We start from the raw sequence: 18,680 nt of genomic DNA on the forward strand, positions 1-18,680 counted from the left end.
TCGTCCTTCCTAGGCGTCGGTGTAGGTCTTCGCGTCGTACGGCGACCGGCGGAACGGTTGGAACGTCGGCGGGGGGACGGGATTCTGCATGTACCTTCGAGCGGTGCCGGCCAGCATTTCGTGAGCCTGGCTGCCCCATCCGAGTAGACAGGCCAACGCCGCAGTGGCCGTCGGGCTGAGCCCGCTGACCCTTTCCAGCTTGCTGGTGCGTACCCGAACGCCGGTGACTTGGCCGGGAATAGGGGTGATCCAGATGTAGCCGCTGTCGACCTCGACCAGCCCGGTGTCGTTGTCTCGTGTCGAATCGATGTCGTAGTTGATGTAAATCGAGCCGTCCGCTTGCTTCGCCTTCCAGAAGACCAGTGCTGTGTCCAGGAAGTACTCCTTGCACTCCGCGCTGATCCGCTCCGACACCCGAGTTGCGCCGTTCTGGTCGTGGGGATCCGTCTGTGCCGTCATGTGACAGAAGAATGTGCAGCACTCGTGCCAGTTGATCGGTTCGACGATTTTCGCGATGTCTGCGACAGTCAAGTCGTCGTCCGTGGCGTCGGTGGTGACAAAGGCGCAGTACTGACCATTCACCTTTTTGAGCGCCCCGAAGCACGACATGGATCGTTCGGCAAACTGCGCGCCGACAGCTTCGGCCGCGTACGAGAGCCACGTCTGTCGGTTATTGATATCCGGAACGACTCTCTCGAGTGCCACGGCGGCCTCGGCTTCGTTTTCCGACGTCCAGGACTTGAGGGATGGCCCGACGATGCTGAAGGCATCGGTGTCTTCTTCTGTTCCGCCGCGACCCGTTGCCGAGTAGATCTTCTTCAGGATGACCGCGGCGTACACCGCTCTCGCCAAAACGGGATCACGGTCGTTTTGCTCTTTCTCCGCGCCCCGAAGTTCGGCCAGCGCACGGTTGAGATCCGGAAACACGACACGGCTGCGTCCGCAGAGCACCGGTGGCCTGTTGAGAAATTTGGCGAGTTCGGCGTACCAGCCGTGTTGACCGAACCCCGTGGTGCCCGGAAGAAACTTCCCAACCATGTCGATGAGGTCACTCGCTGCCGCCGCATCGTCGCCGTCGGCGCCGTCCTTCAGTCGCTTCTTAGCAGCACTAACTTCCTGGTCGATTGCACCGAAAAGGGCCAGTTGAGAATGAAGTTTCGACATGCCCCCGCCTCCCGTCGCTGGCGGTCATAGCATACCGTTGTGCGCTCGAAAGGCGGGGGGAACGATGGGGAGCGATTCGTGAATGAGCGGGGCATCGGCGACGACGGCGCAATTTCCGACATCCCGTGGGCCGCGGTGTTCGACCCGGCGATCAACGTACGTGCCTTGGGCGAGATTCAGGCACGTGGTTTCAAAGCCGCGACAGAACTCGTTGATCGATTCGTACAGATGAATCAAAGCGACAACGCGAGCTGCTCGACGGCGACGTCCAGTCCTGAGGTCGAGGCCGCCGAAACGCGCGATGCCACAACGATTCCGGATGTGCAGCGGTTGCTGGAATCATGGAAGGGCGTCGTCGCCCAAGTCACGCAATCACTTCGCGGGGTAGGAGATACGTCGAGTCAGAGCGGAACCGCCACATTCGACCTGATGAACGACACCGCGAGCGGTCACATTGCGCTCGTTGCAACGGAGTCAGGCGCTGTCTCCACCGAGGTGTGGCTGCACAACAGCGGCGCGACGGATCTGGGTAAGGTGCGCCTTCGGTGCAGCGATCTGCTCGCCCACGACGGCACGGTGATTGCCGCCCAGATGGTGCGCTTCGAACCGGATGTCGTCCCGATGCCTGCACGGTGTAGTCGAGGCGTGACCATGGAAATCGACGTCGCTGAGGGCCTTCCTCCGGCCTGCTACCGCGGGACGCTGCTCGCCGACGGTCATCCAGACGTGTGGCTGTCGATCGTGCTGACGATCAAACCGCAGCTACCATGACGAGCACCGCCGACCGAGCTGACTCGATCTTCGAAGTCGAAGGCCGACTGCGCGAGGTCGGGAAAGTCGTTCGCCGCTCCATGCTCGACGCGATGCCCGACGGCGAACCAGCACAATGGCTCTATGGGCCGATGCGCGACTATCCGTCGCGACCCGGCAAGGCCTTGCGGCCGGCGCTGTGCCTGTCTGCAGGTCGCGCATTCGGTGCGGAACCGGATGATCTGCTCGGGATCGCCGTCGCTATTGAATTGCTGCACAATGCATTTCTCGTACACGATGACATCGCGGACGGTAGCGAGATGCGGCGTGGTCGACCGACACTCGCAGCGACACACGGAATGGCCGCGGCACTGAACGCCGGTGATGGACTCGCGATCGTGGCCGGACAGGTATTGCGAAGGGCGACACGTCGGCTCGACCGTGACCTCGCCGACCTCGTATGGGGCGAATTCGACACCATGGCCATGCGCACTCTCGAAGGGCAGGCGACCGAAGTCGGTTGGCAGCTCGACAATGTCGAGGATTTGGGACCCGAAGACTACCTCGAGCTGATCATGCACAAGACGTGCTGGTATACCACCATTCATCCATTGCGGGTCGGCGCGATGGTGGGTTCAGGAGGGACGGCGGAGCTTGGTCCGCTGGTGCGGTTCGGCTTTCACTTCGGAGCGGCCTTCCAGATTCGCGACGATCTGCTGAATCTAGTTGGAGACGAGCACACCTACGGCAAGGAGATCCTCGGCGATCTGTACGAAGGCAAACGGACGCTCACACTGGTGCATCTGATGGCGACTGCGAAGGGGACCGACCGCGTGTTGGTGAGCGACTACCTACGCCGCACCAGGACCGAGCGGTCGGAGGACCTCGTTCGCTCGGTGCGCCGGCTGATGGACGACTACGGCAGCATCGGGTTCACCCGCGAATACGCCGAGGGCATCCTGTTGGTTGCCGAGGAGTACTTCGAGCAGGCGTTCGCCGACGCCCAGGCGGGACCGGACCTCGACTTCCTGCGCTCGCTGGTGCCTTACGTCTGGGCGCGGTGGCGCTGAATCGGTGATCGGTAGGTCGGTCGGGCGCGGTTAGGCTCGACGTCGGGGGAAATCATGTCTGACCAACCGAGGACCCGGCTCGCCAGCTGTGGTCACCGCTTCCTGATGCGTCGCATGGAACATGCCTTGGTGCGCAGGAACATTGCGATGCACGACGATCCTCTGCGCGCGCAATCATTGTCGTTGTTGGCGGGGTCCGTCCTCGCGGTCATCGGCGTCGCCGCGTGTGCGATCCTGGCCTTCGCCAGGCCCCAGGGCACGCTCGGAACCGCCCCGATCGTGATGGCCCGAGAGTCGGGAGCGCTGTACGTCCGCGTCGACGACATCCTGCACCCGGTCCCGAACTTGGCGTCAGCCCGCCTGATCGCCCGGTCGGCCGTCACCCCCACCCTGGTGGGCGAGGCTGCCATCGCCAAAGCCAGACACGGGCCCTCGATGGGCATCCCGGGGGCGCCCGCAACGATCGGAACGCCATTGGCCGGGCCGTCGTGGATGGTCTGCGACACCGACCGCACCGTCGTGATCGTCGGCGCAGAATCCGCGGCCACCGACCGGCTCGACGGGTCGCGCAGCGTGCTCGTCACCCCGCGAGGCGAAGGCCCTGCGTCGACGTATCTGCTCTACGACGGCAGCCGAGCTGAAGTGGACCTGCGCAACCAGGCGGTGGTGCGCGCCTTGCGACTGGAAGGTGTTGCGCCGAAGCCCGTTTCGCGAGCGCTCCTCGACTCGCTGCCGGAAGTTCGGCCGATCGCCGCGCCGCCCATCGCGGGCGTCGGCACCGCCGGGCCGCCGTCGCTGGACGGAATTCCGGTCGGGGCCGTCGTGCGGGTGGTTCGCGCCGAATCGACCGACTACTACGCCGTTGTCCGCGACGGCGTCCAGCGGATCGGCGAGGTGGCCGCCGATCTGATCAGATTCACTTACCCGGGCGGTCTCGACGAGGTCCCGTCCCTCGCACCGTCGGCGATCGCGCGAACCCGCATCGTGCAGGCATTGTCGGTCGAGGACCTTCCCCAGCGTGCCCGCGAACCGGTCGGGGCAGACGGTCCGGGTGCGGTCTGCGTGCACTGGCAGTCCGATCCCGCCGACAAACCTGCGCACAGCGCGGTGCTGACCGGCGAGCTGCCCGTCGCCGGGGACCGGTTGGCAAGCCTCGCCCGGGCCGACGGCGGAGGACCCAACGTCGATGCCGTGGCCGTCCCGGCGGGCCGCTCCATCGACGTCCGGGCGGCGTCGATCGCCGGGGACGACGGCGCGACGGGGCCGCGGTATCTCGTCAGCGATCTTGGTGTGCGCTACGGCATTCACGACGACGAGGCCGCCACGCACCTCGGCCTGACGGGCCCGCCCGCTCCCGCGCCGTGGCCCGTCCTCGCAGCCTTGCCACGCGGTCCGGAGCTCAGCGCCGACGCGGCGCTAGTCGTGCGGGATGGGCCGTCCACGCCGTCGTAGGCGCGCAGCCGAGATCGACGCCAGCGCCGCGCCCGCCACGCACACCGCAGCACCGCCGAACGCGACACGCCGGGACAACGGGTCCGGGCGGCGCACCTCCGCCGTCGGGGCTGCGGGCCCTGCGGACGTCGGGACGGATGGTGGGGTGCCGGGACCGCCGGTGCTGATCGCGGCCAGGACGTCGACCACTCCGTGGCCGACTCGCGGATCCCACCCCGCCGCCGGAGCGTGGGCGGTGTCCTCGATGCGTTGCATCACCTGCCGCGCCGAGAGCTGCGGTTCGCGCGACCGTATCAACGCCGCCACGCCGGTGACGACCGGCGCGGCATAGCTAGTGCCCGAAATCCGCTCTGGCTCAGAGGAACCCGGCGGGCTGTCGATCAGACCCTCCCCATCGGGATCCAGCGAGACGACCGACTCGCCGGGCGCGGCCACGTCGACCCAAGGCCCGGCCATGCTGAACGTCGACGGGCGGCCGTCCAGATCGACCGACCCGACCGTCAGGACGTAGTCGTCGTACCAGGAGGGACTGACCACGACCTTCACCGCGCCCCAGTCCGGCAGGCCGGGGCGGGAGGGATCCGGCGGCGGGTTCTGCTCACGGCATTGACCGGACCCGCCGACGTTGCCCGCCGCGGCGACGACGACCACGTTCTTGACGTCCACTGCATACGCGAGCGCCGCGCCGAGGGCCCCGTCGCCGATCTCCTCGTCCGCCGATAGGCAGGCGACGGAGGAGACGTTGATGACCGTCGCTCCCGCGTCGGCCGCCGTGCGCACGGCCATCGCGAGTGTTTCGACGTCACCGACACCCGAGCCCGTGGAGTCGACCGACCGTCGGAACCTGTTGCTCGACTGCCGGATGGCCATGATCGTGGCATCGGGTGCGAGTCCGCCGAACTCGTCAACCGCTGCAGCACCGATGATCCCGGCGACTATGGTCCCGTGGCCGTCGCAGTCCTGCGTACCGTCCCCGGTCGACACGTAGTCCCCACCGGGCAACAGATGCGGCAGCAGCCGATGCCGGGACACGCCCGTGTCGATCACCGCCACCGTCTGGCTCGAGCCGCGCGACAGGCGCCAGATGGCCTGCAGGTCAACGTCACTCAGCTGACGTTGCTCGTCGGTGTCCTTGGCTTCGAGCGCCGACTGGCAGGGTTCGTTCTGCTCGGTGGCCTCCCGCGGTGCCGGCGACGCCGGTGGGGGCAACAGTGCGTCGTCGACCGAGGGAGGCATCACCGCGCCCGCCGGCGGTGACGTCAGCCCCGCCACCCAGACCAGGGCGACCGCCGTTGCGAGGCGCAGCACCGAACGGGGCATCAGACGGGCGTTCCGCGCACCATCGCATACACACCGCCGACGAAACAGGCCAGCGGGACGACGGCGACCAGCGCGGCGTACTCGAGTACCTCCAGCGCTCGGACAGCCCCAGCGCTGAGCCGGGGCGGACGGATCAGGCCGAAGCCGATCGCGACGACCGTCGCACTCGCCAGGCTCACCTGGTCTGGCATCCTCGCCACGACGATGCCGAAAGCCGCTAGGGCACTGACCATCCCGGCGAAGACGAGAGCCCAGCGGCGCGTGGCGTCGACGTGCGTGCGAATCCGCAGCAACAATGCGACGGCGAGCACCACCGCGAAGCCGAAACCGGCCGCGGCGGGCACCTCGTGTCGAAGGCACCCCACCGCGACGAGGACCGCGCCGAGCGCGGCACCACCGCTGCACCCCTGGATCAGGCCGGTCAACGCGGCGTGGGCGCGAATCGAGCGTTGGTCATACTCGTCGAGGTCGCGATCAGCGGCCAATCCGGACAGCACGACGGCGGCTCTGCCGGACATCGTCAGCAGGCCGAGAGCGGTGACGGTCAGCACGGCTCCGACCGCCGCGACGGGCATAGCGGTGAGCACAGGTGGCACCGCCGCGACGGCGACAAGGGTCGAGAAGCATGCCGTCGCAATCGGAGTCGGCATCGAGTCATCGGTCCACCGCAGCAAGAGCGCCGAGACGGACGTAGCGGCCACCGCTGCGAGGAAGACGTTCGCAGCACCGGGGCCCGAGGGCACCGCCAGGAAACCCGTCGCGGACGCCAACGATGTGGCGGCGACGCCCGCGGCCGGGCTCGGGACGGTGACGGCCAGGGCTGCGGCGACGCACGCTGCGAGGGCGGCGACGAGCAGATGGATACCCGAATGTCCCGCGCCGCCGATGCACAACGCCGCGGAGCCGACGACCGCCGCCCACGCGGAGACCAGCTCGAACGGGAACGGCCGCCCACCCACTGTCGGTGCCCCCGCGTCGGCGACCGTTCGGCACGGATCCCACCGGCCCACCCCGAGAACCGGCGCGTCCGATGCGGCCAGGACCAGCACATCGCCGTCGTGAACACCGTTCTCGGCCAGGGTGATCGACTCGTCGAGCGACACTCCGGACCTGCGGTCCAGCCGCCAACCCCTCGGCCACTCATCCGATGCTGGTTCGGCCAACTCGACGATGTCCGGCAACAGCGCGGTCAGCGGCGTGCCGGACGGCAGCGCCACGTCGATCATGACCTGTCGGTCGTCCCGCTCGACCTGAATGGATAGCCGACACACCGACATCCGCATCACCCCCCGATAGGTGCCCAGTACCGTCACCGTAACCGAGCTTTGGGGGAGGTCGGCGCGGCAAAATAGTTCGCGCCGCGATGGAACGGAATCGGTTCCTGCTGCGTCCATTCAGGAATGGACTTCGTGCGCGCTTCGCGCCTGCCCGCGCCGTTGGCGGACGACGGCGACATCGTCGTCGACCCTCCACCGGAGGTGCCGCGGGCGGCACCCGCCAACCCACTGAGGTGGCTGCTGCCGGTGGCAATGCTGGTTGCGGCCTCGGGAATGGCGTTGCTGTACTTCACCTCCGGCACCAACCGCAGCCCGATGTTCCTGTTCTTTCCCGTCATGATGGTGGTCTCCATGCTCGGTTCGTTGGCCTACGGGTCGCGCGGCAGCCGCCGGACCGGGGAGCTCGATCAGGATCGACGCGACTATCTGCGGTACCTCGACGCGCTCGACGATGCGGTGGTCGCGACTGCGGAGGCACAGCACCGAGCGCTGCACTGGCGGCACCCCGATCCGGCATCGTTGTGGACGCTGGTCGGCGGGAGGCGGATGTGGGAACGGCGGCCCGACGACGCTGACTTCTGCCATGTTCGCGTCGGACTCGGCACGCTCACCTTGTCCACCAGACTGACGCCACCCGAGTCGAAGCCAGTGGAAACCGTCGATCCGGTGACGACGGACGCGGTGCGCCGTCTGCTCGCGACCCGGTCGACGGTGCCGAATCTGCCCGTCGCCATCGACGTGTGCGCCCAGCCGGCGATAGCACTGGATGGCGACGTCACCGCGGCGCGCGGCCTGGCCAGAGCCATGATCTGCCAGCTGGCGGTGTGGCACGCCCCGGAGTTCGTGAAGATCGTCGCCGTCGTCGGAGAGGCCGCCGCTGCAGAGTGGGACTGGCTGAAATGGCTTCCCCACCATCAAGACCCGCGCGCGTCCGACGGTGCGGGAATGGGCAGGATGACCCATCGCAGCTTGGCCGAGATCGACGTCGCCAGCAGCAAACACGTGGTGGTCCTGGTCGACGGAGGCGATCTGCCGCCCGAGGTGCCTGCCGACGGGGTCACCGTGATCACGATCGGCGCCGCCGACGGCGCGCTGGACGTAAGGCCGCAGCACCCCGATCATCTGACACTGGACGCCGCGGTCTCGTGTGCGCGGCGGCTGGCACCGTTTCGCGTCGGCTCCTCGGCCCCCGATGGCCTGCCCATGGGCCACGACGGTTGGGCGGCGCTGAACGGCCTTGGCGACGTGGATCCCGGCCGCGCGACGACGTGGTGGCGGCCCCGCGGCCGTCGACGCCTGCGCGTGGCGATCGGGATCTCCGACGACGACCAGCCCGTCGAGCTGGACATCAAGGAGGCCGCCCAGCACGGCATGGGTCCGCACGGGTTGTGCGTTGGCGCCACCGGATCCGGCAAGTCGGAGTTCCTGCGCACGTTGGCTCTCGGACTCGTGGCCACCCATCCGCCCGAGGCGTTGAACCTGGTGCTCGTCGACTTCAAAGGAGGCGCAACGTTTCTCGGGTTCGAGCGACTTCGGCACGTGGCGGCCGTCATCACCAACCTGTCGGAGGAGGCGCATCTGGTGGCGCGGATGCGGGACGCCCTCGCCGGTGAGATGACGCGCAGGCAGCAGGCACTGCGTGTGGCCGGAAACTTCGCCAACCTCACCGACTACGAGACCGCGCGGTCGGCGGGCGCCGCGCTGGCCCCGCTACCCGTCCTGTTCATCGTGGTGGACGAGTTCTCCGAACTGCTCAGCCAGCAGCCCGACTTCGCCGACCTGTTCACCGCAATCGGCAGAGTCGGACGCTCGCTCGGAATGCACCTGCTGCTGGCCAGTCAACGACTCGACGAAGGTCGACTGCGCGGACTCGAGAACCACCTGTCGTACCGGATCTGTTTGAAGACCTTCTCCGCGGCCGAATCCCGCGCCGTCCTTGGCACGTCCGATGCCTACGACCTGCCGAACGCTCCCGGAGCGGCGTACCTCAAGACCGCCGACGGCCGACTCGTGCGGTTCCGCACGGCATACGTGTCCGGGCCGGTCACCAGTCCGTCCCGGCCGCTCGACGACCAACGAGCAGTCATGCCAACGTTGTTCACCGCGCGACCCGTTCCGCGCGCGCCGGGCCAGGTTCGATCCGTCCAAACCGCTTCCACGCAGTCGATTCTCGACGCCGTACTCGACGGTCTGGCCGGTCGGGGGACACCTGCGCACCGAGTGTGGTCGCCCCCGCTCGCCGAATCACCCGCCCTGGACACCGTCCTGGCATCGGCGGGGCCGCTTCCACCGCTGGTGCTGCCGATCGGGCTGGTGGACAACCCGTTCGCGCAGCGGCGCGACCCGCTGATCGCCGATACGAGGGGAGCCGGCGGACACGTGGCTGTCGTCGGCGGCCCTCGATCGGGCAAGTCCATCGCACTGGGCACGTTGGTGTTGGCGCTGGCGGCGACGCAACCGCCGTCACGTGTGCAGGTTTACGGCCTGGACTTCGGGGGCGGGGTGCTCGCCGCGATGCAGGTGCTTCCTCACGTCGGCGCGGTTGCCGGGCGTTTCGAGACCGCGTTGGTCCGCCGCATCGTCGGTCAGGTCCACGGCCTCGTCCAGGCCAGAGAGACCCGGTTGCGCCGCGACGGGGCAGACGCAGGCTTCGACGACGGCTACGGCGACGTGTTCCTGGTCATCGACGGTTGGGTAGCCGTCCGGCAGGACTTCGACGGGCTCGAGGAAGCCATCACGGCCCTGGCCGCCAGGGCATTGGCCGTCGGCGTGCACGTCGTGGTCTCTGCTTCCCGCTGGGTCGAGATCCGTCCCGCACTCAAGGACCAGCTGGGCACCAGAATCGAACTGCGGCTTGGCGATCCGGCGGACTCGGAGATGGACCGCCGACGAGCCCGTCTCCTCGCTGACAGACCGCCCGGCCGCGGACTCACGCGCGACGGCCTCGAGACCGTGATCGCCCTCCCTCGACTGGACGGCAGCTCATCCGACGTCGGGCTGGATGCCGCAATGCGGGCCGTCGCCGAACTCCTGCGCAACTGCGTCCCGGGCGTTGCGGCGCCACCCGTCGAGCTGCTCCCGACGAAGGTGCGCCGCGAAGCCGTGGCCGCCGCCGCTCCCGACGTTCGGCCATCCACCACCGTATTGATCGGCCTCGCCGAAGACGACCTGCGTCCCGTCGCGCTCGACTTCGGTGCGCAGTCACACCTCATCGTGCTCGGCGAAACGGAATGCGGAAAGACGACGACGCTGCGCACCCTGTGTGAGGAGATCATCCGGACCAACGACGCGGACTGCGCGCAGCTCCTCATCGCCGATCCTCGCCGGTCGCTTCTGGGCGTCGTCGAATCGGATCACCTCGCCGGTTACGCGATGTCCGCCGCCATGGCCGAGACGCACGTAGCAGCCCTCGCAAGGACATTGCAGGCGCGCATGCCGGGACCGGAGGTCAGCCAACGGCAACTACGCGACCGGTCATGGTGGTCGGGTCCCGAGATGTACGTCATCGTCGACGATTACGACCTGGTGGCCGAGTCCGCCTCCAACCCACTCGCCGGGTTGATCGATCTGCTGCCGCATGCCCGTGATCTCGGCCTGCACGTCGTGGTGGCGCGTCGGTCGGGCGGTGCCGCCAGGGCGATGTTCGATCCGTTCCTGGCCCGGTTGCGTGACCTCGGATGCATGGGACTGACGATGAGCGCCGGTCCGGACGAGGGCGTGCTGCTCGGCTCGGTACGCCCGACGGCGCAGCCGCCCGGACGCGGCACGCTGACTCGGCGTGGGCAGCCGAACCGGGTGATCCAGGTGTCGTGGACGGATCCGCCGTGACGGGTTCCGATGCCGTGCTGGTCGTCGGACCGGCCGAGATCGTCGGTGGACGTGCGGTCGGCACCGAACTCGCCACGGCGGCCTTCGAATTCATCGACGACGCGTTGGCCCTCGTCGATGAACGTGTTCTGCCGATCGACGCGGCGTGGCGCGAGGTGATGGCAGCCGCGGTACACCCGGGCGCTCGCACCGTGGTGCTCGTCTGCCCGTCGTGGTGGCAGACGCCGCGAATCGATCTGGCTCGTGACGCCGCCCGTCACGTCGCCGCGAACGTCGTCGTGCTGCGGCGGGCTGAACTCCTGCGCAGCCGCGGGCATTCGGTAATCGTCGAAATTGCAGAGGATTTCGTCATTGTCCATGCTCCGGACGGGGACCCGTCCGTCGTGCCCCGGGTGGGTGACCAGCACGCCGTCGTCGAGACCGTCGTCGCCGCCACGGCCCCCTGGGACGACGTTCTGATCGACGTGCCGGGCGGTGTCACCGCAGCGAGGCAACTCAGCGGGGACGTCGCGCACGCCCTTCGGTTACGCGGCACTGCGGTGTCACTGGCCGACGACCAACGCGTCCTGCGCGCGGCCGAGATCGCGAGAATGCCTACCCGTGTCTCCCGTCCCCGCGTCGCGGCAGTCGCCTGCACGGGTCTGGTGGTTGTGCTCGCAGGCGCTGCGGCGGCGTACGGCGCCGACGAGTCCGCAACGACCGCCACGACGTGGCTGGTGGAGGCACGCGTCGCGGTCGAAGTGCCCGCCGGGTGGACCACCGAGCGCATCGTCTCGGGTCCGGGTTCCGCCCGGGTGCAGGCGAATTCGCCGTCGGAACCCCATGAGGCGATTCTGCTCACGCAGTCGGCGGGACAGGAGTCGCTGGCCGCGGCGGCAGACGTGCTGCGACGTGCGCTCGACGAGCAACCCGCAGGGGTGTTCGTGGACTTCACCGCGACGGCCCGGCGGGCGGACAGGACCGTCATCGGTTACCGCGAGATCCGTCGGGAACGCCACGTCGAGTGGTCCGTGATGCTCGACCGTGGCGTACGGATCGCCATTGGGTGCCAACACGCCCCGGAACGCCCCGCTCCGCAGCGTGCGTGTGAGCAAGCGATTCGATCAGCCAGGACGCTGCCGTGAACGACTTGCGCGGACGAGGGAACCGAATCGCAAGCGGACGCGTCCAATCATCATGTCCCGCTTCACAGAACAGGAAGGGCCGCGATGACGAATCCATTGAATGCCGACTTCGAACTCATGACCGCCGTCGCGGGCCGCATCGACGCCCGCAACGAGGAGGTCCGCGGCATGCTGCGCTCCTTCATCGGTGAGATGACGAGCGTGCCCGCATCGGTATGGGGAGGAGTGGCGGCGGCGCGCTTTCGCGACGTCGTCGACCGGTGGAATGCGGAGTCGGTGAAACTGCACGCCGCCCTGCAGCGGATCGCCGAGACCATCACCCACAACGAGCGAACGCTGCACGAGGCCACCGAGATCCACTCGCATCAAATCGCCGCCACGGCCCAATCCCTGTAATCGTCAACCCGAATGGAGTTCCCATGGATCCGGTTCTGTCGTATGACTTCAACGCCATCGAGCACACCGTGCGCCAGCAGATCCACGCGACGTCGGCCCGGTTCAACGCTGCGCTGGACGACCTGCGGGCCCAGATTGCGCCGCTGATGGCGGTATGGACCCGGGAGGCAGCTGAGGCGTACCGCGTCGAACAGGCGCGGTGGGATCAGTCGGCGGCGGCACTGAACGAGATCCTGGTCAGCCTCGGCAATGCGGTGCGCGACGGATCTGATGACGTCGCGGACACCGACCGGCGCGCGGCCGCGGCGTGGGGCTTCTAGGCCACGCCAACCAAGACCCTGTGCGGTTCCCGCTGGGAGGAGAGCTCAGCGGGACCGCACAGTCAGACCCGGCCGAAACGCCGTGGTCTTCGTCCGTCGGCGGTACCCTCCAGCTAACTTGCAGCCTGGAGGGGGACCGGCGATGAAGATGAATATGTGCGGGAAACGAGCGGCCGTGGCAATGGGCGTAGGCGCTCTGAGCCTGTCGATGGCGGGATTTCTGGCTCCGACGGCGGCGGCCGACACCACGCTCGTCCTCTTCGAACACGACACCGAGCAGAACGTGATCGACCACGGCAAACCCGGCCCCGGCCCGGGAGACCAGTTCATCTTCGCCGGCGACGTGTTCGACCGGCCCGGCGGCGTCTTCCTCGGACGGGCCACCGGCATGTGCACCACACTGACCGGCGACCAGACGGGCGGCGAGACCAGTTGCGGCGCAACCTTTTCCCTCGCGGACGGCCAGATCGCCGTGCAGGGTCTCGCCGACAACGCCGCGCTCTTCGTCCGCGGTGATCCGACTCCGCTGTACATCACCGGCGGCACCGGCGTCTATCGCACCGCACGCGGCGACGGAACCATTCAGGTCCCCGTCGACGTGCCCGACCAGACTGACGCCAACTTCGTCCTCAACGTGGTTACCACCTAACGCGACTGGTCGAGGACTAGGGTCGACTCCAACGCGGTGCAGCCAGCGGCCATCGGCTGCGCGCGAGGAGCGTGATCACGATGGGTACGTCGAATACCTCGGGCGGGCGGGCGATTGCCCCGCCCGCATCCGCCGTGCGCGCGGTCCACGAACTGTTCGTCTCGGGTGAAGTCGACGCCAGCTATCTCGATTCGGCACTGCGCACCGTCGTCGCCGACAGTTGGCGGCGCAGTCTCGCGACGGGTGTGGATCCGGACAGGGGCGGGGTGGACGTCTCCGGCCCGGTGCTCACACTCGACCAGTTGCGGGCCGCGCATCCGCTCGGCGAGGCGCTACCCGTGATCCGCCGACTGCTGGTCGAGGACGCGTCGGATGCCGGTGTCGTGGTGGCCGTGACCGCCGCTGACGGCACCCTGCTGTGGGTGGAGGGGGATCCCACTGCCTGCCGGAAGGCCGAGGCGATGAACTTCGTGCCCGGTGCCGACTGGAGCGAGCGCAGCGCAGGCACCAATGCACCCGGCACTGCGCTGGCGCTGGACCGCGAGCTGCAGATCCGCGGCTCGGAGCACTTCACCCGCATCGTGCAGCCATGGAGTTGCACGGCCGTACCCGTGCACGACCCCGTCACCGGGGTGCTGCTGGGCGCCATCGACCTGACTGGCGGCGCCGACGTCGCATCACCCCAGACGCTGGCGTTGGTGCGGGCCACCGCCGTCGCCGTCGAGAACCACCTGGCCCTGGTACGCCTGACGCACTCCGACCGGCCTGCGACTGCCGCGGCCCGGCTGTCGGTGCTCGGCGCGAACCGCCCGCGCTGGACGGTCAGTGACGGGGCGCCGCGGACCAGCACGCTGACCGGCAGGCACGCCGACATCCTGGTGCTCCTCAGTCGCCACCCCGAAGGCCTCAGTGCCGATCACCTCGCGATGCTGCTCGACGACCACGACCTCGACGCCGTCACCATCCGCGCCGAGATGTCGAGGCTGCGCAGGGTGATCGGGACCCACTACGTCGGGTCGCGGCCATATCGCTTGCTCGCCCCGGTCGACACCGACGTGGGCGATGTGATGGACGCGTTGCAGCGCGGGGACGTGGACGCCGCGCTCGACGGCTACCCGGGTGCGTTGCTGCCGCAATCGGTGTCACCGGCGATCGCCAGGTTCCGCACCGAGCTCGGCACGAGCCTGCGCAGCGCGGTCCTGTCGACCGGACGCCTCGATCCGCTGCGCCGGTGGTTGGCCCTGCCGGAGGGCCGCGACGACCGCGACGGCTGGGAGCTGCTGCACGCTCACCCGGCGGCGGACGCCGGCGCCCGCGCCCAGGCCCGCGGTCACCTGGCCGGATTGGACGCGGAGTACTCCTGACGCGGCTCGAACTGCCGATTGCAACCGTGCTGCAACCCCCTGCCGCATAGCGTTAGTGATGACGGACACACATCCCCGTCCGAAGGCAGGAGAGAACGCCATGACTGTTTACGCACGACCAGGCGCCGAGGGATCGCTGATGTCCTTCGCGCCCCGGTATGAGAACTACATCGGTGGCGAATGGGTGCCGCCGGTCGACGGACAGTACTTCGAGAACCCGACGCCGATTACGGGCCAGACGTTCTGCGAGGTCGCCCGGTCGACGGCGGCCGACATCGACAAGGCCCTCGACGCCGCCCATGCCGCGGCACCCGCATGGGGCAAGACGTCGCCCGCCGAGCGCGCCGTGATTCTCAACAAGATCGCCGACCGCATCGAGGAGAACCTCGAGTCGATCGCACTGGCCGAGTCGTGGGACAACGGCAAGCCGATCCGCGAGACGCTGAACGCGGACATCCCGCTTGCGGTGGACCACTTCCGGTACTTCGCCGGCGCCCTGCGCGCGCAGGAGGGTTCGCTGTCCCAGATCGACGAGGACACCGTCGCGTATCACTTCCACGAGCCGTTGGGCGTTGTGGGACAGATCATTCCGTGGAACTTCCCGATCCTGATGGCCGTCTGGAAGTTGGCTCCGGCGCTGGCCGCGGGCAACGCCGTCGTGCTCAAGCCCGCCGAGCAGACGCCGGTGTCGATCCTGTACCTGTTCTCCCTCATCGGGGATCTGTTGCCCGCCGGTGTGGTGAACATCGTCAACGGGTTCGGCGTGGAGGCGGGCAAGCCGCTGGCGTCTAGCAACCGGATCGCGAAGATCGCGTTCACCGGGGAGACGACCACGGGCCGGCTGATCATGCAGTACGCGTCGCAGAACCTGATCCCGGTCACGCTGGAATTGGGCGGCAAGAGCCCGAACATCTTCTTCTCCGATGTGTTGGCCGCGGCCGACGACTTCCAGGACAAGGCGCTGGAGGGCTTCACCATGTTCGCCCTCAACCAGGGCGAGGTGTGCACGTGCCCGTCGCGGTCCCTGATCCAGGCCGACATCTACGACGAGTTCCTCGAACTCGCCGCGATCCGGACCAAGGCCGTGCGCCAGGGTGACCCGCTGGACACCGAGACCATGATCGGCGCCCAGGCGTCGAACGATCAGCTCGAGAAGATCCTGTCCTACATCGAGATCGGCAAATCCGAAGGCGCCAAGCTGCTTACGGGCGGCGAACGCGCCGAGCTCGGTGGAGACCTCAGCACCGGCTACTACGTCGCGCCGACGATCTTCACCGGCAACAACAAGATGCGGGTGTTCCAGGAGGAGATCTTCGGGCCGGTTGTGGCGGTGACGTCGTTTACCGATTACGACGACGCCATCTCGATCGCCAATGACACGCTGTACGGGCTGGGCGCGGGCGTCTGGTCGCGCGACGGCAACACCGCCTACCGCGCGGGTCGCGACATCAAGGCCGGCCGAGTGTGGACCAACTGCTATCACGCCTACCCGGCGCACGCCGCGTTCGGCGGGTACAAGCAGTCCGGCATCGGTCGCGAGAACCACAAGATGATGCTGGACCACTACCAGCAGACCAAGAATCTGTTGGTGTCCTACGGCAACAAGGCCCAGGGGTTCTTCTGATCGATCGGCGCGGCTGGGCATTGCTCGGCCGCGCCGTGCCGGAGACGGTATGCGAATTGTCCACCTGGCAGCGACATTTCACGCGATCACCACGACCGCGCCACGGAAGTCGCTGTTAGGTGGGCAATCGGCCGGGCACTCCCGGTAGGGGGCTGGTGGGCCGCGTCATGCGTCGACCGTGACCGGTGCCGTGCCCTTCCGGTTGGCCAAGGGCTCGCGAATGGCGTGCAGATAGGCCCAATGGTTGGCCAGGCGGCGGCGCTCGTTGCGGTAGTGGGTGGATAGCCAGGCCGCCTTGTAGACGTCGCCGAACCGTTCGGCCGCGGCGGCGCGGTGTCGCTCCCTGGCGTCGAGGAAGCCCAACCGCAGCGTGAAGAACGGGCCGACCAGATGCCGCAGCAGCCAGTCGTACGCGACCGCCGCATGTCTCCGGTAGTCGACGTCCGCCACCCAGTGCACCGCGCGCCGCGCCTCGTGCCGCCAGTCGAAGTGAGCATGCGCGGTGGCGACGACGGCGTTCACCGCGTCGAGCGTCGTCATGGTGCCGTCGTGGGCATCCCGGACGTCGGCCGCGCGCTCGAACACGACGTCGACGGTCAACGGCGGTGCCTTGGCCACCAGCTCCGTCCGCGGGCGGATCAACCCGTCGGGAGCGGCGAAGTACTCGAACAAATCGCGTGCCAGACGGTCGTTGCGCCCGAAGTTGAGCAGTGCCCGCTCGAACCACAGCGCCAATGTCGCGAGCGCGCCCAGTCCAATGAGCAGGACGAGAAGCGGCGCTTCGTCCCACCACAGCAGGTAGTACGCGACCAGGCACGCCACGGCTGCCGTACCGATCAGTCCGAGGTAGATGATCTCGCGGGTCCGCTGCGGGTACTGCGTCAGATAGGCGACGCGCAGGGTCTGCCGCTCGACGTCGTGGCTGATCAGCGACGCGCCGGGGACGTCGGCGGGCAGTTTCTCGGCGAGCAACAACATCCGATACAGGCGCTTCTGCACGCGTGCTGGGGACGCGAGACTGGCGTGGCTGGTGAGGATGGTGATGACGGCGGGCAGCGCGGCCACGACGGGCGCGCACAGCAGAATGGCGTCGATCAGCATCGGGGCTGAATTCTATGGGCAGGGGACCGCTCGATCGGTGATCTCGATGAGCGTTTTGACCTGCACTGACGCACCCGGGTAAGCTGCCTCGTTGGCGTGTGGCACGCCGGGACCTCGGGTCACTGTCGGTCGCCGAGAACCGTCCCCAGCCACTAGACGCCAGACCGGCACCCGGGTCACACCGGGAATCACCCGAGAAAAGGATAGGTAAGCACTGTGCCTACGTACACGCCGAAGGCCGGTGACACCACGCGTTCGTGGTATGTCATCGACGCCACGGACGTCGTGCTCGGCCGGCTCGCCGTCGAAGCAGCCAAGCTGCTCCGCGGCAAGCACAAGCCGACGTTCGCGCCCAATGTCGATGGTGGCGACTTCGTCATCGTCATCAACGCCGAGAAGATCGCCGTCAGCGGCGACAAGCTCAAGAACAAGATGGCCTACCGGCACTCGGGTTTTCCCGGCGGCCTGCGCGCCCGCTCGCTCGGTGACGAGCTGGAGAAGCACGCCGACCGTGTCGTCGAGAAGGCGATCGTCGGGATGCTGCCGCACAACAAGCTCAGCAGGCAGGTCCAGAAGAAGCTCAAGGTCTACGTGGGACCCGAGCATCCGCACACCGCGCAGCAGCCGGTTCCGTACGAAATCAAGCAGGTGGCCCAGTGACCGAACCGACTGACGTGACCGACGTGCCCGAAGTGACCGAGGCGCCTGAGGTGGCCGAGACCACTCACGTGTCCGAGACCGCGCCGGTGGAGGAGTCCGCTCCGCCCCGCGAGCCCATCGTGATCGACCGTCCCATCCAGACCGTCGGCCGCCGCAAGGAGGCCGTGGTGCGGGTGCGCCTGACGCCCGGCACCGGCAAGTTCGAGCTGGACGGCCGTTCGCTGGAGGCCTACTTCCCGAACAAGGTGCACCAGCAGCTGATCAAGGCGCCGCTGGTGACCGTGGATCGACTGGACACGGTCGACATCTTCGCCCACCTCGACGGCGGCGGTCCTTCCGGTCAGGCCGGCGCGCTGCGCCTGGCCATCGCCCGGGCGCTGATCATCGTGCAGCCCGAGGATCGCCCGGCGCTGAAGAAGGCCGGCTTCCTGACGCGTGACCCGCGTGCCATCGAGCGCAAGAAGTACGGCCTCAAGAAGGCCCGTAAGGCGCCTCAGTACAGCAAGCGCTGATCTGCATTTCGCTGTGACCGCAAGCGTGCGCGTCGTGTTTCACTCGACGCGCACGCTTTCGGCGTATTG

The 18,680-nt window shown here is 67.9% G+C and carries 16 protein-coding genes; 12 read left to right on the forward strand and 4 right to left on the reverse strand.

The window, feature by feature from the left end:
* Positions 1–9: 9 nt before the first annotated feature.
* Positions 10–1,164, reverse strand: a complete 1,155-nt coding sequence (locus N536_RS0123595; protein ID WP_029115865.1) for a hypothetical protein — start codon at positions 1,162–1,164, stop codon at positions 10–12.
* A gap of 135 nt (positions 1,165–1,299) precedes the next feature.
* On the opposite strand from N536_RS0123595, the gene N536_RS0123600 reads away from it, so the two are divergent.
* From N536_RS0123600 to eccB, 3 genes are read left to right on the forward strand one after another with little or no spacing between them, the layout of a single operon-like run.
* The gene (locus N536_RS0123600; protein ID WP_155948698.1) at positions 1,300–1,935 is read left to right on the forward strand and encodes a hypothetical protein; all 636 of its coding nucleotides are present in this window, start codon (positions 1,300–1,302) and stop codon (positions 1,933–1,935) included.
* Positions 1,932–2,984 (forward strand): polyprenyl synthetase family protein, encoded by a 1,053-nt coding sequence (locus N536_RS0123605; RefSeq protein WP_029115867.1) that lies wholly within the window; start codon positions 1,932–1,934, stop codon positions 2,982–2,984. The genes N536_RS0123600 and N536_RS0123605 overlap by 4 nt, the downstream gene beginning before the upstream one ends.
* A gap of 54 nt (positions 2,985–3,038) precedes the next feature.
* Positions 3,039–4,436 carry a type VII secretion protein EccB gene (gene eccB / locus N536_RS0123610; protein ID WP_029115868.1) on the forward strand — a complete coding sequence of 466 codons (1,398 nt, stop codon included), beginning with the start codon at positions 3,039–3,041 and terminating at the stop codon, positions 4,434–4,436.
* Here the strand turns inward: eccB and mycP are convergent.
* Together mycP and eccD are read right to left on the reverse strand one after the other, a co-directional pair.
* On the reverse strand, positions 4,401–5,756 hold the full coding sequence (gene mycP, locus N536_RS0123615) for a type VII secretion-associated serine protease mycosin (RefSeq protein ID WP_029115869.1): 1,356 nt from the start codon (positions 5,754–5,756) through the stop codon (positions 4,401–4,403). The genes eccB and mycP overlap by 36 nt on opposite strands.
* Entirely contained in the window at positions 5,756–7,069 is a 1,314-nt protein-coding gene (eccD, locus tag N536_RS0123620) for a type VII secretion integral membrane protein EccD (RefSeq protein ID WP_029115870.1), read from the reverse strand. Before eccD ends, mycP begins: the two co-directional genes overlap by 1 nt.
* An 87-nt stretch (positions 7,070–7,156) precedes the next feature.
* On the opposite strand from eccD, the gene N536_RS0123625 reads away from it, so the two are divergent.
* The 7 genes from N536_RS0123625 (at position 7,157) to adh (ending at position 16,338) form a co-directional block, all read left to right on the forward strand.
* On the forward strand, positions 7,157–10,861 hold the full coding sequence (locus N536_RS0123625) for a type VII secretion protein EccC (RefSeq protein ID WP_036437367.1): 3,705 nt from the start codon (positions 7,157–7,159) through the stop codon (positions 10,859–10,861).
* Positions 10,858–11,985 (forward strand): type VII secretion-associated protein, encoded by a 1,128-nt coding sequence (locus tag N536_RS0123630; RefSeq protein WP_155948699.1) that lies wholly within the window; start codon positions 10,858–10,860, stop codon positions 11,983–11,985. The genes N536_RS0123625 and N536_RS0123630 overlap by 4 nt, the downstream gene beginning before the upstream one ends.
* Before the next feature lie 84 nt (positions 11,986–12,069).
* Positions 12,070–12,381, forward strand: a complete 312-nt coding sequence (locus tag N536_RS0123635) for a WXG100 family type VII secretion target (protein WP_029115873.1) — start codon at positions 12,070–12,072, stop codon at positions 12,379–12,381.
* Positions 12,382–12,404: 23 nt separating this feature from the next.
* A complete protein-coding gene (locus N536_RS0123640; protein ID WP_029115874.1) occupies positions 12,405–12,701 on the forward strand; it encodes a WXG100 family type VII secretion target in 297 nt (98 codons plus the stop codon).
* A 181-nt stretch (positions 12,702–12,882) separates the two neighbouring features.
* Positions 12,883–13,350: a hypothetical protein gene (locus N536_RS0123645; protein WP_231514614.1), complete on the forward strand. Its 468-nt coding sequence runs from the start codon at positions 12,883–12,885 to the stop codon at positions 13,348–13,350.
* Positions 13,351–13,430: 80 nt separating this feature from the next.
* Positions 13,431–14,714 carry a helix-turn-helix domain-containing protein gene (locus tag N536_RS0123650; RefSeq protein ID WP_051574731.1) on the forward strand — a complete coding sequence of 428 codons (1,284 nt, stop codon included), beginning with the start codon at positions 13,431–13,433 and terminating at the stop codon, positions 14,712–14,714.
* Positions 14,715–14,814: 100 nt separating this feature from the next.
* Positions 14,815–16,338, forward strand: a complete 1,524-nt coding sequence (adh, locus tag N536_RS0123655; protein WP_029115877.1) for an aldehyde dehydrogenase — start codon at positions 14,815–14,817, stop codon at positions 16,336–16,338.
* A 165-nt stretch (positions 16,339–16,503) separates the two neighbouring features.
* Here the strand turns inward: adh and N536_RS39285 are convergent, their stop codons facing one another.
* The gene (locus tag N536_RS39285) at positions 16,504–17,439 is read right to left on the reverse strand and encodes a hypothetical protein (protein ID WP_051574719.1); all 936 of its coding nucleotides are present in this window, start codon (positions 17,437–17,439) and stop codon (positions 16,504–16,506) included.
* Positions 17,440–17,655: 216 nt separating this feature from the next.
* Between N536_RS39285 and rplM the strand changes: the two genes are divergently transcribed.
* On the forward strand, positions 17,656–18,099 hold the full coding sequence (gene rplM, locus N536_RS0123665) for a 50S ribosomal protein L13 (RefSeq protein WP_029115878.1): 444 nt from the start codon (positions 17,656–17,658) through the stop codon (positions 18,097–18,099).
* A 68-nt stretch (positions 18,100–18,167) separates the two neighbouring features.
* Positions 18,168–18,611, forward strand: a complete 444-nt coding sequence (rpsI, locus tag N536_RS0123670) for a 30S ribosomal protein S9 (RefSeq protein WP_029115879.1) — start codon at positions 18,168–18,170, stop codon at positions 18,609–18,611.
* Positions 18,612–18,680 lie beyond the last annotated feature (69 nt).

The organism is Mycobacterium sp. URHB0044, assembly GCF_000620625.1.
GTDB lineage: Bacteria > Actinomycetota > Actinomycetes > Mycobacteriales > Mycobacteriaceae > Mycobacterium.